The organism is Kitasatospora sp. NPDC022856, from assembly GCF_055561235.1.
In genome coordinates this window covers 174442-191232 of record NZ_JBVHHE010000005.1, presented here as the reverse complement: position 1 = coordinate 191232, position 16791 = coordinate 174442, and the positions used below count along the sequence as shown (strand labels likewise).

Below are 16791 nucleotides of genomic sequence, written 5' to 3'. Positions count from 1 at the left end.
TCGCACATCCTCCCGGAGATCTTCTGGTGGGTTCCCTCTGGCGTCGCCCGACGGCCAGCAGGCAGGATCAGCCTCATGGATCTGCTCGATACCCTCACCGCCAAGGGCCTGCGCGGGGAAATCCCCACCCGCGAGGAGGCCCTGGCCGTCCTCGCCACCACCGACGACGAGCTGCTGGACGTGGTCGCGGCCGCCGGGCGGGTGCGCCGGCAGTGGTTCGGCCGCCGGGTCAAGCTCAACTACCTGGTGAACCTCAAGAGCGGGCTCTGCCCGGAGGACTGCTCGTACTGTTCGCAGCGGCTGGGCTCCAAGGCCGAGATCCTCAAGTACACCTGGCTGAAGCCGGACCAGGCCGCCGAGGCGGCGAAGGCGGGCGTCGCCGGCGGCGCCAAGCGGGTCTGCCTGGTGGCCAGCGGCCGCGGCCCGACGGACCGTGACATCGACCGGGTGGCCGACACCATCTCGGCCATCAAGGACGCCGACCCGGCCGTCGAGATCTGCGCCTGCCTCGGCCTGCTCTCCGACAACCAGGCCGAGCGGCTGCGGGCGGCGGGCGCCGACGCGTACAACCACAACCTCAACACCTCCGAGGGCACCTACGGGGACATCACCACCACCCACACCTACGCGGACCGGGTGGACACCGTGCAGAAGGCGCACGGCGCGGGCCTGTCCGCCTGCTCCGGCCTGATCGCGGGCATGGGTGAGAGCGACGGCGACCTGGTCGACGTGGTCTTCGCGCTGCGCGAGCTGGGCTCGGACTCGGTACCGGTCAACTTCCTCATCCCGTTCGAGGGCACCCCGCTGGCCAAGGAGTGGAACCTCACCCCGCAGCGCTGCCTGCGGATCCTGGCGATGGTCCGCTTCGTCTGCCCCGACGTCGAGGTGCGGATCGCGGGCGGACGCGAGGTCCACCTGCGCTCGCTGCAGCCGCTGGGCCTGCACATCGCCAACTCGATCTTCCTGGGCGACTACCTGACCAGTGAGGGCCAGGCCGGCCAGGCCGACCTCGACATGATCAAGGACGCGGGCTTCGAGGTGGAGGGCGCCGGCGAGGCCACCCTGCCCCGGCACCGGGCCGACATCGCGGCCGCCGCCGAGGGCGGCGCGTGCGGGACGGGCGGCGGCTGCGGGCCGTGCGGCGGGCAGGCCGCGCCGGCCGAACAGCCGACCGCGGAGCAGACCGGGGGCTGCGGGCCCTGCGGCGGGCACACCGCGCCGGCCGTCGAGGCGGACACCGCCGAGGCCACCGAGACCGCCGGGGCCGGGACGGCCGTCGCCGGGGCGAACACCGGCGACGGGCTGCGCAGCGACCTCGTCCGGGTCCGCCGGCGCGGTGCCGGTACCGAGCTGGCCCCCAACGCCTGACCGTCCGCAGGGAAAGACTCACCATGGCTCAGCTGACCACCGACACCCTCCTCGCCCTCGACCGCGCGCACGTCTGGCACCCGTACGGTCCGATGCCCGGCACCGCCACCCCTTACGTCGTCGAATCGGCGTCCGGGGTGCGGCTGCGGCTCGCCGAGCCCGTCGCGGGCCGCCGCGAGCTGGTCGACGGCATGTCGTCCTGGTGGGCGGCGATCCACGGCTACGGGCACCCGGTGCTGGACGAGGCGGTGCGCGACCAGCTGGGCCGGATGAGCCACGTGATGTTCGGCGGGCTCACCCACGAGCCCGCCGTACGGCTCGCCGCCCGGCTGGTCGAGATCACCCCGGAACCACTGCGGCACGTCTTCCTGGGCGACTCCGGCTCGGTGGCGGTCGAGGTGGCGATGAAGATGTGCCTGCAGTACTGGCAGTCCGTCGGGCGGCCGGAGAAGCGGCGGCTGCTCACCTGGCGCGGCGGCTACCACGGGGACACCTTCCACCCGATGTCGGTCTGCGACCCGCAGGGCGGCATGCACCACCTCTGGGGCGGGGTGCTGCCCGACCAGCTCTTCGCACCCCAGCCGCCGGCCGGCTTCGACGCCCCGCCGGACGCCGGGTACGCGGCGGAGTTCGAGTCGCTGATGGAGCGGCACGCGGGCGAACTGGCCGCCGTGATCGTCGAGCCGGTGGTGCAGGGCGCGGGCGGGATGCGGTTCCACTCCCCGGCCTACCTGCGGATGCTGCGCGAACTCTGCGACCGGCACGGGGTGCTGCTCGTCTTCGACGAGATCGCCACCGGGTTCGGCCGCAGCGGCGCGCTGTTCGCGGCCGACCACGCCGGCGTCTCGCCGGACGTGATGTGCCTGGGCAAGGCGATGACCGGCGGCTACCTGACCATGGCGGCCACGCTCTGCACCGCCGAGGTCGCGGACGGGATCAGCCGGGGCGAGATGCCGGTGCTGGCGCACGGGCCGACGTTCATGGGCAACCCGCTGGCCGCGGCGGTCGCCAACGCCTCGATCGACCTGCTGCTGGGCCAGGACTGGCAGGTCGAGGTGAAGCGGATCGAGGGCGGTCTGCGGGACGGCCTGGCGGACGCCGCCGAGCTGCCCGGGGTCCGGGACGTACGGGTGCAGGGAGCCATCGGGGTGGTGCAGCTCGACCACCCGGTGGACGTGGCGGCGGCGACCGAGGCAGCCACCCGGGAGGGCGTCTGGCTGCGGCCGTTCCGCGACCTCCTCTACACGATGCCGCCGTACGTGACGCAGGACGAGGACGTGGCGCGGATCGCCGCGGCCGTGACGGCGGCGGCGGTGGCCGGATGAGCGCGCGGATCCTGTTCGTCACGGGGACCAACACCGAGGTCGGAAAGACCGTCGCCACCGCCGCGGTCGCCTCGGCGGCGCTGCGGGGCGGCGCGCGGGTCGCGGTGCTGAAGCCCGGCCAGACCGGTCTGGCCGCCGGCGAGCCGGGAGACGTGGACGACGTCCGCCGCCTCGCCGCCGACCCGGCCTCGGGTGCGCCGGCCGGCCGGCTGACCACGCGCGAGCTGGCCCGGTACCCGGAGCCGCTGGCCCCGAACACGGCGGCGCGGCGCGCCGGACTGCCCCCGGTGTCGCCCGACGAGGTGGCGGCGGAGGTCGCGGCGCTGGCCGCGTCGCACGAGCTGGTACTGGTCGAGGGCGCCGGCGGACTGCTGGTGCACTACGACGACGAGGGCCGGACGCTGGCCGACCAGGCGCGCGCGGTGCGGCGGGCCGGTCTCGCGGCCGAGGTGCTGCTGGTGGCCTCGGCGGGGCTGGGCACGCTCAACATCGTCGCGCTCACGGCGGAGGCCCTGCGGGCGCGCGAGCTGCCGCTGGCCGGCGTCGTCGTCGGCTCCTGGCCGCAGCGCCCCGGGCTCGCCGAGCGCTGCAACCTCGCCGACCTGCCCCGGTCGGCGGACGCTCCGCTGCTCGGCGCCCTCCCGGCGCACGCGGGCGGCGCGCCGGACTTCGCCGCGCTGGCCGCCGCCTCCCTGGCGCCCGAGCTGGGCGGCGACTGGGACGCCGCGGCCTTCGCCCGGACGCACCGGCCGTACGCGCTGTAGGACGCGCGGGAGGCGCGGGTGCCCGCCCGGGCCCGTAGGGGCGGGCGGGCACCGGGCTCAGGCGGGCGCCGGGCTCAGGCGGGCGCCGGGCCGTGCAGCAGTACCGGTTTGACGGCCGCTCCGGCGACCGAGTCCGCGACCGCGCGGTTGATGTCGGCCAGTGGGTACGACCGGACGAGCCGGTCCAGCGGGAAGCGGCCCGCCAGGAAGAAGTCCAGCAGCTGCGGGATCAGCAGCTGCGGGACGCTGTCGCCCTGGAGGATGCCCTTCACCGTGCGGCCGAGCAGCTGGACCAGTCCGACCGAGAGGTCCTGCCCGGTGCCCGCCGACCCGACGATGCCGGCCGTTCCGCCGACCGCCAGCGACTCCACGGCGGCCCGGGCGGTCCGCGGCAGGCCCACCGCGTCGAGCGCGAAGTCGACACCGCCCCGGCTGAGCCGGACCACGGCGGCCGCCACGCCGTCCTGGGCGCCGTCGAGCACGTCGGTGGCACCGAGTTCGAGCGCGAGGTCCAGCCGGGCGCGGTTCAGGTCGACGGCGATGATCCGGGAGCAGCCGGCGATCCTGGCCGCCATCACCGCCGCCAGCCCCACCGGCCCGGCGCCGAACACCACGAGACTGCTCCCGGGCGGTGCCGCGAACACCCCGAGCACCGCGCCCGCGCCGGTCTGCAGCCCGCAGCCCAGCGGGCCGAGCAGTTCGAGCGGGGCGTCCTCACGGACCTTCACGACACTGCGCCGGTGGGCGACGACGTGGTCCCCGAAGGAGGACTGGCCGAAGAAGTGCCCGTTGATCTCGGTGCCGTCCGCGTCCCGGTAGGCGGTCGAGCCGTCCGCCCGCCGGCCGCGCAGGTTGAGCGGCAGGAACGACGCGCAGTGCATCGGGTGGCCGGTGAGGCAGGGACGGCAGGAGCCGCAGCTCATCGGGGCCAGCACCACCGGGTCGCCGGGGGCGACCGAGGTCACCCCCGCGCCGACGGCCGCGACCACACCGCTGCCCTCGTGCCCGAGGACGGCGGGCAGGCCCGGCGGGAGGATCTGGTCCAGCGCCAGCAGGTCGGTGTGGCACAGGCCGGTGGCGACGAGCCGGACCAGCACCTCGTCGGCCCGGGGCGGCTCCAGCAGGACGTCCTCGACCGTGAACGGCCCGCCCTTGCCTCGGGCGACGGCGGCCTTGATGGACAGCATTCGGGTCCTCTCTCATGACGGTGGGCAGGGGCCGGCCCCGGGTCACCGACCCGGGGCCGGCGGGGCGGCGGGGGCCGCCGCCGGGTCGCCGGGGCGGGCTCCGGGCGCGTCGCCCGGAGCGTCGTGGCCGCCGTCGTCGTGCGGACCGGCGGTGGTGCTGGTCACCCGGCCGTCGGCGAAGCGCAGCCGGCCCTCCCCGGCGACGACCAGGTCGGCGAACTCGAAGCGGGTGATGCCGGTGTCCGCCGCGACGACCCACGCCTGTCCGGTGCGCCCGTCCCGCACGGCGACGGCCATCGCGTCCACCACGAGGTCCGGGGCGGCCACCGCCACCCCGGCAGCCCGCCAGGCGGCGAGGCGCCCGGCGATCAGCGGCGTCTCGACCGCGCCCGGGCAGAGCACGTTGAGGGTGACGCCGTCGCCCGCGAGCGCCGGCGCCAGCGACCGGACCAGCCCCACCACGGCGTGCTTGGAGGCGGCGTAGAACACGTCGGGCGAGGGACGCAGCCCGGTGGTACTGGCGGTGACCGTGATCGAGCCCCCGCCACGGGCCCGCAGCGCCGGGAGCGCGGCCTGCACCCCGTAGACCACCGAGTCGACGTTGACCGCGAGCAGCCGCCGGTAGGCCTCGGGGTCGAACCCGTCGCCGATCGCGCTCCCGGCCAGGACACCGGAGTTGAGCCAGACGGCGTCCAGGCCGCCGAACCGGTCGACCGCGGCCCGCACCAGCCGCTCGTTGTCGGCCAGTTCGGCGGTGTCGGCCCGGACGAACAGGGCGCCGGTCTCCCGGGCGACCGCCTCGCCGCGGGCCCGGTCGATGTCGGCCAGCACGACGTGACCGCCCTGGGCGGTGAACCGCCGGGCGGCGGCGGAACCGATTCCGCCGCCCCCGCCGGTGATCAGTACGACCTTGCCCGCGAAGCCCGCGAGGTCCGCGGACCTCGCGGGGCCCGCGGGGCCGGCCGTGTCCGGAGTCGTGTCCATGCGTCCGGGCTAGGAGAGCAGGGTCGAGAAGAAGACCAGCTTGGCCTCGGCGACCTTGCCGGGGTCGACCGGGCGCCACTGGCGGACCCCGGTGCGCCCGGCGTAGCTGCCGCTCACGCCGACCACCGGGCAGTAGAGCCACTCGCCGGAGACCAGGTTGCTGAACCGCGCCCAGGCCTCGACGTGCACGTCGCCGTCGGCGAGCGCGATCTTCTCGGTGATGCAGGTCATCAGCTCGTCGTCGCTCTCGCGGCGCGTGACGATCTTGTAGAAGCCGTCGACCGTACCGATCGCGGCACCCGACGGGTCGCGCAGCTCCGCCACGTAGGTGCCGCTCTGTCCGACCTTCGGGTCCTCGAAGTCGATGTCGTTGGCGAAGGTGACCAGGTGCTCACTGAGGTTCTCGAACATTGTCCATCGTTCCTTCGGTAGGGGTGCCGGGTGCTCCCGGCGGTCATGACGGGTGGGGTCGGGTGCCCTGGGACGGTCGGGTACCGGGGATGTCAGGCCTTGCGGAACACGTCCTTGACGAGGATCAGGCCGTCCTTGAGCGTGAAGAGGTCCACGCCCCGGTCCAGCACCCGGCCGGTGGCGTCGCGCAGGGTGAACTCGATGATCTGCCGGTCCCCCACCACCACGGCCGGCTCGAAGACCAGGGCGATCCCCTGGTCGCCGAACTCCTCGCGCTTCTTGACCAGGTCCACCAGGTAGGCCCGGATCTCGTCGCGCCGGTAGGTGGTGCCGGGCTCGGGCCCCTCGGCCACGCTCCAGACGCCGTCCTCGGCGAAGCAGGCGACCGCCTCGTCGAAGGCGTCCCGGGCGCACGCGTCGAAGAAGGCCGCGACCTTGCCCTCGCCCACCGCCGTGCCGGCTACCGCGTTGTCGGTCATCGTGATCTCGTCTCTCTCGGGTCGGAATCTGTCGGTCGGAATCTGTCGGTCGGGGTGTGTCGGTCGGGATGTGTCGGGCACGCTCGGTCGTACGGAACGGGCCGGGCGGGCCGGGCGGGTGCCGGTCAGGACAGCAGGACTGGCAGGCTCTCCAGCCCGCGGAACTGGAGGCTGTGCCGCCAGACCAGCCGGTCGGCCGGCACCGCGAGCTCCCAGCGGGGGAAGCGGCTCAGCAGGCGGCCGAACAGCACCTCGCCCTCCAGCCGGGCCAGCGGGGCGCCGATGCAGTGGTGGATGCCGTGGCCGAAGGACAGGTGCTGGTTCCTGGTGCGGCCCACGTCCAGCCGGTGGGGGTCCGCGAAGACCGCCGGGTCCCGGTTGGCGGCGCAGAGCGAGACGAAGACGATCTCGTCCGCCGGGATGGTCACCTCGCCCACCTGGACCGGCTTGGTGGTCCAGCGGATGGTGGCGAGGTTCAACGGGCTCTCGTAGCGCAGGAATTCCTCGACCGCACCGGCCAGCAGGGTGGGGTCGGCCCGGAGCCGGCCCAGCTGGTCGGGGTGCTGGATCAGCGCTAGCACGCCACTGCTGATCATGTTCGCGGTCGTCTCGTAGCCGGCGTTCATCAGCAGGAACAGGCTGGAGATCAGTTCGCCGCCGTCCAGCCGGTTGCCGTCGTCCTCGGCGTCGATGAGCGCGCTCACCAGGTCGTCGGCGGGCTCCTCGCGCTTGGCCTCGACCACCGCCGCCAGGTGGCCGTACGCCAGCCCGACCGCCTCCCGCTTCTCGGCGGCGGTGGACCGGACGCTGGTGAGCACGCCGTTCCAGCGGCGCAGATCGGCGAAGTCGGACACCGGCACGCCCAGCAGGGCGCCGATCACGTAGATCGGGAAGGCCAGGGCGATCTGCTCGACCAGGTCGAACTCCGCGCCCGGCACGATGTCCTCGACCAGGTCGTCGGCCAACTCCTCGATCCACGGCCGCATCTGCTCGACCCGGCGCATGGTGAAGGCCTTGGAGACGATCCGCCGCAGCCGGGTGTGGTCCGGGGGGTCGCTGAAGAGCATGCTGCGCGGGTTGCTGCCCGCCGAACCGTCGGGGTGCAGGGCGTGCCGCTCGATGATCCGGGGCAGGCCGAGCGCGTCCTTGGACAGCGACTGGTCGGCCAGCAGCGCCCGGACGTCCTCGTGCCGGGTCACCACCCAGGCGTTGACCTCCGAGGCGAGCGTCTTCACCACGTGCCGGCCGACCGGCGCCTCGGTGCGCAGGACGTCGTAGGAGGGATAGGGGTTCTGCATGAACGTCGGACCGAACACGGTGTCGGCCTCCGGGGCCGGTGCGGGCGGGGTGGATTCGGTGGTCATCGCGGTGCTTCTTCCTCCGGTACCGATCCGGACAGCCACGACTCGACGGCACGGCCGGTCGAGGGTCCGGAGTCTCCGATGATGGTCAGGTGATCTGCCGGCACGTCGACCGTCGTGTGCCGGGTGGGCCAGGACGCCGCGGGGACCGGTCGGTCGGCCGCGGTGCCGGGGAGGGACTCGGTCGCCCGGACGAGCAGGATCGGGCTCGCCACCGGCGCCGGCCGCCAGTCGCGGAACAGGTCGAAGTGACGGCCCATCGCGCTCAGTCCGGCGTCCGTGGTCGCCTCCACCAGCTCGGCGCGGTCCGCCAGGGCGGTGAACAGCGTCGACTCCAGGGCGGTGAGACCCGGGCTGCCCGGCAGGTGACTGTCGAGCAGGACCACGGCGGCCGGGGCCGCTCCCTCCTGCGCCAGCGCTCCGGCCACGGCGTGCGCGACCCAGCCGCCCGACGAGTAGCCCACCAGGACGACGGGCCGGTCGCCGTGCTCCGCGCGGACGGCGGCCGCCTGGCGGCCGACGAACTCCGCCAGGGTGCGGGGCAGTGCCTCACCGGCCGCGTACCCGGACGGCGCGAGCACGGTCAGGCCCCGGCGGCCCCGGAACGCGGTCGCGAACCGGGCGTACTGGTAGGCGTGCGCGGGTGCCACCAGCGAGGGGAAGCAGACCAGGGGCGGTCCGGCCGGTCCCTCGGCGAAGCGGGCGCTCCGTGGTGCGGGCGGCGCCGACGCCGGGGCGTCCGGTCCGTCCGGGCGGTCCGGGCCGTCCGGTTCGTCGCGCAGGTGGGCGGCGGCGGCGAGCAGGCGCAGCCCCTGGCCGGCCCGGCCGGCCAGGCTGGCCTGCCGGAACAGCGCCACCAGCGGGGTCTCGGGCCCGTTCGGGGCCGGAGCCTGAGCCTGAGTCGGAGCCTGAGTGGGAGTCGGAGTCGGAGTCGGATCCACCGGGGGCGCGGCGACGATCCGCTCGGTCAGCAGGGCGGCCAGCGCCGCGCCCGTCGGGCACTCGACGATCGCCGACGGGGCCAGCCGGACCCCGGTCGCCTCGTGCAGCCGGGTGCGCAGCTCCGCCGCGCCCAGGGAGTTGAGCCCGAGCTCGGTGAAGGTGTCGGCCGGCCCGGCGGGCGCGTCCGGATCGCCGAGCACGGCGGCGACCTGATCCAGCACCACCTCGGTCAGCAGCGCGGTCCGGGACGCGGGCGGCGCTTCGCGGAGCCGTCGGCGCAGCGTCTCGCTCCCGGTCTCGGCCTCGTCCGGCTTCGACCCCGGCTGCACATACCTGTGCGGACTCGTGTGCGGGCTGCCGGCCGGCTCCTGTCCGGCGAAGGCCTCCCGGCCGGTGCCGTTCCCGGCCCCGGGCCGGCCGGTCATGGCGGTGGAGCGGGTCGCGGACAGCCAGTGGCCGCGGCCCTGGAACGGGTAGACCGGCAGGTCCACCCGGCGGCCGCCGCCCGGGGCGGTCAGGTCCACCGGCAGTCCCCGTACGTGGAGGCGGGCGAACGCGGCCGTCAGCGCGGCGCGGTCCGGGCGGTCGGCCCGCAGCAGCGGGACGGCCGCGGCGGCCCCGGGATCGGTGAGGCAGTCCTGGACCATCGCGGTGAGCACGGCGTCCGGCCCGAGTTCGACGAAGGTGCGCACCCCGCGCCCTTCCAGCGTCCGGACGCCGTCGGCGAACCGGACCGGCTCCCGCACGTGCCGCACCCAGTAGTCGGCACCGGCCACCTCGGCCGGACCGACCACCGCACCGGTCAGGTTGGAGACCAGCGGGATCACCGGCGGGTGGTAGGCGATCCGCTCGGCCTCGGCGCGGAACGCGGCCAGCATGCCCGCCATGTGCGGGGAGTGGAAGGCGTGGCTGACCCGCAGCCGCTTGGTCCGCCGGCCCCCGGCGGCCAGCACGGCGGCGACCTCCCGGACGGCGTCCTCGTCGCCGGAGAGCACGGTGGCGGAGGGGCCGTTGACCGCGGCCACCGAGAGCCGGTCGGCACGCTCGGCGACGAGCTCCGCCACCTCGTCCGGCCCGGCCTCGACGGCCGTCATCGCGCCGCCGGGCGGCAGCTCCTCCATCAGCCGCGCCCGGGCCGCGACCAGTGCGGTGGCGTCCGCGAGGTCGAACACACCGGCCACATGGGCGGCGGCGAGCTCCCCGATCGAGTGCCCGGCCACCACGTCCGGCACCAGGCCCCGGCTCTCCACGAGCCGGAAGAGGGCGACCTCCAGCGCGAACAGCGCCGCCTGGGCGTGCCCGGTCCGGTCCAGCAGGGCGGCCTCGGTGGAGCCGGGGCCGGCCTGCAGCACGCCCCGGACGGAGTGGCCGAGCCGCTCTTCGAGCCCGTCGCAGGCCTCGTCGAACGCCGCCCGGAAGACCGGGAACGCCTCGTACAACTCCCATCCCATTCCCGGGCGCTGGCTGCCCTGCCCGGTGAAGAGGAAGGCCACCGCGCCGTCCGCGGCCACCCGGCCGGTGACCACCCCGGGCACCTGGCGGTCCGCCGCGAGTGCGGCGAGGCCGGCGTCGAAGCCGGCCCGGTCCTCGGCGAGGACGACCGCCCGGTGGGTCAGCGCGGCCCGGCCGGTGGCGAGGGACCAGCCGAGGTCGGCGAGCGTCTGGTCGGGGTGGGTGCCGAGGTGGGCGCGGAGCGAGCGGGCCTGGGCGCGCAGCGCGTCCGCGCCCCGGGCGGACACCGGCAGCGCGAGGACGCCGGCGGCCGCGGGGGAGGTCCCGGTGGTGGCGACGGAGCCGGTCGCGAGGTCCGCCGCGGGGGCGGGGGCCGGCCCGGGCTCCGGCTCGGGGGCCTCTTCGATGATCGCGTGCGCGTTGGTGCCGCTGACACCGAAGGAGGACACGCCGGCGCGGCGCGGCCGGCCGGTCCGCGGCCACGCCACCGGCTCGGTCACCAGTGACACCGCGCCGGACGACCAGTCCACGTGCGGGGACGGCGCGTCCACGTGCAGCGTCCGGGGCAGCACCCCGTGCCGCATCGCCAGCACCATCTTGATCAGCCCGGCGAGGCCGGCGGCGGCCTGGGTGTGCCCGATGTTCGACTTCACCGAGCCCAGGTACAGCGGCCGGTCGGCCGGGCGGTCCGGCCCGTAGGCGGCCAGCAGGGCCTGCGCCTCGATCGGGTCGCCCAGCCGGGTGCCGGTGCCGTGCGCCTCCACGGCGTCCACCTCGGCCGGCGTCAGACCGGCGTCGGCCAGCGCCTCGCCGATCACCCGCTGCTGGGCGGGCCCGTTCGGCGCGGTCAGCCCGTTGCTGGCGCCGTCCTGGTTCACCGCGCTGCCGCGCAGCACCGCGAGCACCGGGTGCCCGTTGCGGCGCGCGTCGGAGAGCCGCTCCAGCACCAGGACGCCCGCGCCCTCACCCCACCCGGTGCCGTCGGCCCCCGCGGCGAACGCCTTGCAGCGGCCGTCCTCGGCGAGTCCGCGCTGGCGGCTGAAGTCGACGAACACTCCGGGGCCGGACATCACCGTCGCCCCGCCGACGAGCGCCAGCGAGCACTCGCCCTGGCGCAGCGACCGGGCGGCGAGGTGCAGCGCCACCAGCGAGGACGAGCACGCGGTGTCCACGGTGAGCGCCGGACCGCGCAGGCCCAGGGTGTAGGCGAGCCGGCCGGAGAGCACGCTGGCCGCGTTGCCGGTGCCCAGGTAGCCGTCCAGGCCGTCCGGGATCTCCCGGACGAACGACAGGTAGTCCTGCCCGTTGGTGCCGATGAACACCCCGGTGCGGCTCTCCCGCAGACCGAGCGGGTCCAGGCCGGCGCGTTCCACCGCCCGCCAGGCGATCTCCAGCAGCAGCCGCTGCTGCGGGTCCATCGCCGCCGCCTCGCGCTCGCCGATCCCGAAGAACGCCGCGTCGAAGCGGTCGGGCCGGTCCAGGAAGGCGCCGTGGCGGGTGTAGCTGGTGCCGGACCGCTCCGGGTCCGGGTCGTACAGGGTGGCGAGGTCCCACCCGCGGTCGGTCGGGAACTCGGACACCGCGTCGCGCCCGGTGCGCAGCAGCTCCCAGAAGTCCTCCGGACCGGCGACGCCGCCGGGGAACCGGCAGTCCATCGAGACGATCGCGACGAGGTCCTCCGCGGGATCGGCGCCGGTCGCGGACCGGTCGGCCCGCTGCTCGGTGTCGTCCCGCAGCCGGGTGCGCAGATGGGCGGCGAGCGCCTGCGGGTTCGGGTGGTCGAACGCGAGGGTCGGGGGCAGGGTGACGCCGAGGGCGGTGCCCAGCGCGTTGCGCAGTTCGACCGCGGTGAGCGAGTCCAGGCCGAGTTCCCGGAACGGCTTGTCGGCGACGACCGCCGTGGCGTCCCGGTGGCCCAGCACCCGGGCCGTGGTGGCCGCCACCAAGTCGCGCAGGGCCCGGTCGAGTTGGGCGGGCGGCAGGGCGGCGAGCCCGGTCGTGGCGCTGCCCGCGCCGGCCGTCGCGCCGCTCGGGGCGGGCTCCGGCCGGGCTTCGGGCAGGTCGGCGAGCATCGGCGGCAGCGGCGCTCCCCCGGCGGCCAGCCGCGCCCAGCGGACGTCGGCGACCACGGTGGTGGCGGCGCCGGCGTCCACCGCCGTGCGCAGCGCCGCGAGGGCGGGCCCGGCCGCCATCGGCTCGACCGCGAGCCGGGCCAGCTTCTGCCGGGCGCCGTCGCCCGCCGCCATCCCCGCGCCGGCCCACGGCCCCCACGCGATCGAGGTGGCCGGCAGGCCGTCCCGCACCCGGCGCTCGGCCAGCGCGTCGAGGAACGCGTTGGCCGCCGCGTAGTTGCCCTGGCCGGCGCTGCCCAGCGTGCCGGCCACGGAGGAGAAGAGGACGAACGCCGACAGCTCGGTACCGAGGGTCAGTTCGTGCAGGTTCAGCGCGGCGGCGGCCTTCGCCCGGGCCACTTCGGCGAGCCGCCCGGGCGTCAGCGCGGTCAGCACGCCGTCGTCGAGCGCACCGGCGGCGTGCACCACGGCCGTGACCGGGGCCGGGAGCCCGGCCAGCAGGGCGGCGAGCGCGGCGCGGTCCGCCACGTCGCACGCCTCGATGCTCACCTCGGGGCCCAGCGCGGCCAGTTCGGCGGCCAGCTCCTCGGTGCCCGGTGCGTCGGCGCCCCGGCGGCCGGTGAGCACCAGGTGCCCGGCGCCCTCCCGGGCGAGCCAGCGGGCCACTTCGGCGCCCAGCGCGCCCGTGCCGCCGGTCACCAGGACGGTGCCGGACGGCCGCCAGCGCGGCGGCGTCGGGCCGGGCCGGGCGCGCACCAGCCGGCGGGCGAACACCGCGTCGCCGCGGATCGCGGCCTGGTCCTCGCCCGTCGCCCCGGTGAGGAGGCCGGCGAGCCGGGCGCCGGTCCGCCCGTCCGGCGCGGCCGGGAGGTCCACCAGGCCGCCCCAGGTCAGCGGCTGTTCCAGCCGGGCGACCTGGCCGAGCCCCCAGAGCGGGGCCTGGGCGTAGCCGCCGAGGCCGTCCTGCGGGGTCGCCGGGACGGCGTCCCTGGTCGCCGTCCAGAGCGGGACGTCGAGGCCGAGGTCGGTGACGGCCTGCTGGACCGCGAGGGCGCCGGCGAGGCCGCGGGTGATCTCGGGGTGGTCCGGCTCGGGCCGCTCGTCGACGCCCGCCAGGCAGAGCACGCCGCGCAGGGCGGGGGCGTCGGCGGGGGCGGCGTCGGCGGCGCGGGCCGAGGTGTCGGCGAGGGCGGCGCGGATCCGGTCGGCGAGTTCCGCGCGAGCGGCCACCGGCACGATCACCGGTTCGACGCGCCCGCGCAGGCTCGCGACCACCTCCGCCGCCCACGACCGGTCGCCCTCCCCCTCCGGGACGACGACCAGCCAGCGGCCGGGCGCGCCGGCGGGGGCGGTCGGGTCGGTCAGGGCAGCCAGGTCGGCCAGGTCGGCCAGATCGGCCTCGGGCAGCCGCTGCCAGCGTGTGCGGTACTGCCAGTCGGCCGCCTGCTCGCCGGCCTGCCGCGAGCGGTGCCAGGCCGACAGTGCGGGCAGCGCCCGGCTCAGTGGCACGTCGCCCGTCAACTCCAGGGCAGCGGTGAGCCCTTCGAGGTCGCCCTGGTCCACCAGCCGCCAGAACTCCGGGTCGGTCCGCCCGGCCGGGTCGGCCGGGTCGGCGCCCTCCTCGTGGGACAGCCAGTACCGGTCGGACCGGAACGTGTACGTCGGCAGGTCCACCCGCCGGGGGCTGCCGTCGGCCCCGGCCGAGACCACCCCGGCCCAGTCGACCGGGACGCCGGCCGTGAACAGGGCCGCGGCGGCGGTCAGCGCGGCGCCGCGCTCCGGGCGGTCCCGGCGCAGCATCGGGACGGCCAGCGGGGCGCCCGGCCGGTCGGCCGGTACCTCGCCCGCCGAGGCGGACTCCGCGACCAGCGCCGACAGCACCCCGTCCGGGCCGGCCTCCAGGCAGGTGTCGAACCCGTCCGCGAGCAGGGTGGCCGTCACGTCCGCGAAGCGCACCGGCGCGCAGATCTGGTCCACCCAGTAGGCGGCCGAGCCCCAGGACGCCCCGTCACTCCACCGGCCGGTCACCGCGGCGACCCCGGGCAGCTCGGGCGACCGGGTGGTCACCCCCGCCAGCACCTCGCCGAACGCGTCGAGCATCGGCCGCATCAGCGGCGAGTGGAAGGCATGGCTCACCGTGAGCGCCTTGACCCGGCAGCCCGCCGCGCGGGCCACCCGGCCGACCCCCTCGACCGCGTCCGCCCGGCCGGAGACCACCACCGACGTCGGGCCGTTGACCGCGGCGACCGCCAGCTGCCCCGGGGTCCGGGCCTCCTGCTCGGCCACCCAGCCGAGCACCCGGTCCGGCTCGGCCTGCACCGCGAGCATCGCGCCGCCCGTGGGCAGCGCCTGCATCAGCCGGCCGCGGGCCGCCACCACCGCGCAGGCGTCGGGGAGCGACCAGACGCCCGCGACGTACGCGGCCGTCAGCTCGCCGATCGAGTGGCCGGCCACGGCCGCCGGCCGGATGCCCCACGACCGCGCGAGCCGGACCAGCGCGACCTGGAGGGCGAACAGCGCGGGCTGGGCCAGATCGGTCCGGTCCAGCGACCGGCCGTCGGCGGCGGCCCCGGTGGCCATCGCCTCCCGCAGCGGGACGCCCAGCAGCGGGTCGAACGCGGCGCACACCTCGTCGAGCGCCGCCGCGAACACCGGGAACGCCTCGGCCGCCCCGGTGCCCATCCCGGCCCGCTGGGTGCCCTGGCCGGTGAACAGGAACGCCACGCCGCGGCCCGTCCCGGTCGCGCCCTCGGCCCGCACGACGGCGGGGTGGGCCGTGCCGGCCGCGACGGCCCGCAGGCCGTCGAGCAACTCCTGCGGGCTGTCGCCCAGCACCACGGCCCGGTCCTCCAGCGCCGGGCGGGTGGTGGCCAGCGACCACGCGACGTCGACCGGTCCGGGCGCGGATCCGGCGGCGGACCCGGCGGTCAGGAAGTCGGCGAGCCGGGCCGCCTGGGTGCGCAGCGCCTCGGGACCGCGCCCGGACACCACCCACGGCAGCGTGCCGCGCGCCACCGCCCCGTCGGCCGGTTCTCCGGTCGGCTCCCCGGCCGGCTCCTCGACCGCCGGGGCCTGCTCCAGCACCAGGTGCGCGTTGGTGCCGCTGATCCCGAACGCCGACACCGCCGCCCGGCGCGGCCGCCCGGTCTCCGGCCACGCCATCGGCGCGGCCAGCAGCGACACCGCGCCGGAGGCCCAGTCCACGTGCGGGGACGGCGCGTCCACGTGCAGCGTCCGGGGCAGCACCCCGTGCCGCATCGCCATGACCGCCTTGATCACCCCGGCGACCCCGGCGGCGGCCTGGGTGTGCCCGATGTTCGACTTCACCGAGCCCAGGTACAGCGGCGGGCCGTCCGGGCGGTCCCGGCCGTAGGTGTCCAGCAGCGCCTCCGCCTCGATCGGGTCGCCGAGCCGGGTGCCGGTGCCGTGCGCCTCCACCACGTCCACGTCCTGCGTGGTCAGCCGCGCGTCGGCCAGGGCCCGGCGGATCACCCGGCGCTGGGACGGCCCGTTCGGCGCGGTCAGCCCGTTGCTGGCGCCGTCCTGGTTCACCGCGCTGCCGCGCAGCACCGCGAGCACCCGGTGGCCGTTGCGCCGTGCCTCGGACAGCCGCTCCAGCAGCACCAGGCCGACGCCCTCGGACCAGCCCGTCCCGTCGGCCGCCGCCGCGAACGACTTGCAGCGGCCGTCGGCGGACAGCCCGCGCTGGCGGGAGAACTCCATGAACAGCGTCGGCGTCGACATCACCGTCACGCCGCCCGCCATGGCCAGCGAGCACTCACCGGCCCGCAGGGCCCGGGCGGCCAGGTGGATCGCCACCAGCGACGAGGAGCAGGCCGTGTCGACGGTGACCGCCGGGCCCACCAGCCCCATCGCGTAGGAGATCCGGCCGGAGACGACGCTGTCGGCGCTGCCGCTGATCAGGTAACCCGCCACCTCCTCGGGCACCGTGCTCTGCCGCAGCGCGTAGTTCTGGTACATCGCCCCGACGAACACCCCGGTGTCGCTGCCGCGCAGGGTCAGCGGGTCGATCCCGGCGCCCTCCGCGACGGTCCACGCGGTCTCCAGCAGCTGCCGCTGCTGGGGGTCCATGGCGAGCGCCTCGCGCGGCGAGATGTCGAAGAACCCGGCGTCGAACTCCGGTGCGCCGTAGAGGAATCCGCCCGCCCGGGCATAGGTGGTGCCCGGGTGGTCCGGGTCCGGGTGGTAGAGGTCGGCCGGCCAGCCCCGGTCGGTCGGGAACTCCGACATCGCGTCGCGCCCGTCCTCCACCAGCCGCCAGAGGTCCTCCGGCGACCGGACCCCGCCGGGGTAGCGGCAGGCCATGCCGACGATCGCGATCGGCTCGTGCTCGCGGTCCTCCAGCTCGCGCACCCGCTGGCGCGACCGCTTGAGGTCGGCGGTCACCCGTCGCAGATACTCGACGACCTTGTCCTGCTCCGACAC

At 76.2% G+C, this 16791-nt stretch carries 8 protein-coding genes and 1 pseudogene; 3 read left to right on the top strand and 6 right to left on the bottom strand.

Translation table 11 applies throughout. From position 1 onward, the window contains the following. The first annotated feature begins 75 nt into the window (after positions 1 to 75). Genes bioB through bioD form a run of 3 tightly spaced genes read left to right on the top strand, consistent with a single transcriptional unit; the run spans position 76 to position 3457 of the window. Entirely contained in the window at positions 76 to 1368 is a 1293-nt protein-coding gene (bioB, locus tag ACZ34W_RS08380; RefSeq protein WP_465602646.1) for a biotin synthase BioB, read from the top strand. Positions 1369 to 1391: 23 nt separating this feature from the next. Further along, the gene (locus ACZ34W_RS08375; protein WP_465602644.1) at positions 1392 to 2693 is read left to right on the top strand and encodes an adenosylmethionine--8-amino-7-oxononanoate transaminase; all 1302 of its coding nucleotides are present in this window, start codon (positions 1392 to 1394) and stop codon (positions 2691 to 2693) included. Further along, positions 2690 to 3457 carry a dethiobiotin synthase gene (bioD, locus tag ACZ34W_RS08370; protein ID WP_329486214.1) on the top strand — a complete coding sequence of 256 codons (768 nt, stop codon included), beginning with the start codon at positions 2690 to 2692 and terminating at the stop codon, positions 3455 to 3457. Before ACZ34W_RS08375 ends, bioD begins: the two co-directional genes overlap by 4 nt. 74 nt (positions 3458 to 3531) lie before the next feature. Here the strand turns inward: bioD and ACZ34W_RS08365 are convergent, their stop codons facing one another. The 6 genes and pseudogenes from ACZ34W_RS08365 to ACZ34W_RS08340 form a co-directional block, all read right to left on the bottom strand. Beyond that, the gene (locus tag ACZ34W_RS08365) at positions 3532 to 4644 is read right to left on the bottom strand and encodes an NAD(P)-dependent alcohol dehydrogenase (protein WP_329486215.1); all 1113 of its coding nucleotides are present in this window, start codon (positions 4642 to 4644) and stop codon (positions 3532 to 3534) included. 42 nt (positions 4645 to 4686) lie between these two features. Next, positions 4687 to 5628 (bottom strand): SDR family NAD(P)-dependent oxidoreductase, encoded by a 942-nt coding sequence (locus ACZ34W_RS08360; RefSeq protein ID WP_465602641.1) that lies wholly within the window; start codon positions 5626 to 5628, stop codon positions 4687 to 4689. Between the two features lie 9 nt (positions 5629 to 5637). After that, on the bottom strand, positions 5638 to 6039 hold the full coding sequence (locus tag ACZ34W_RS08355; protein ID WP_329486217.1) for an allene oxide cyclase barrel-like domain-containing protein: 402 nt from the start codon (positions 6037 to 6039) through the stop codon (positions 5638 to 5640). A 92-nt stretch (positions 6040 to 6131) separates the two neighbouring features. Further along, positions 6132 to 6518 carry a nuclear transport factor 2 family protein gene (locus tag ACZ34W_RS08350; protein WP_359810883.1) on the bottom strand — a complete coding sequence of 129 codons (387 nt, stop codon included), beginning with the start codon at positions 6516 to 6518 and terminating at the stop codon, positions 6132 to 6134. Positions 6519 to 6643: 125 nt separating this feature from the next. After that, positions 6644 to 7882, bottom strand: coding sequence for a cytochrome P450 family protein (locus ACZ34W_RS08345; protein ID WP_465602638.1), 1239 nt, complete (start codon positions 7880 to 7882; stop codon positions 6644 to 6646). Next, positions 7879 to 16749: pseudogene (locus tag ACZ34W_RS08340) on the bottom strand (type I polyketide synthase); the annotation flags it as partial. The pseudogene ACZ34W_RS08340 and the gene ACZ34W_RS08345, both read right to left, overlap by 4 nt. Positions 16750 to 16791 lie beyond the last annotated feature (42 nt).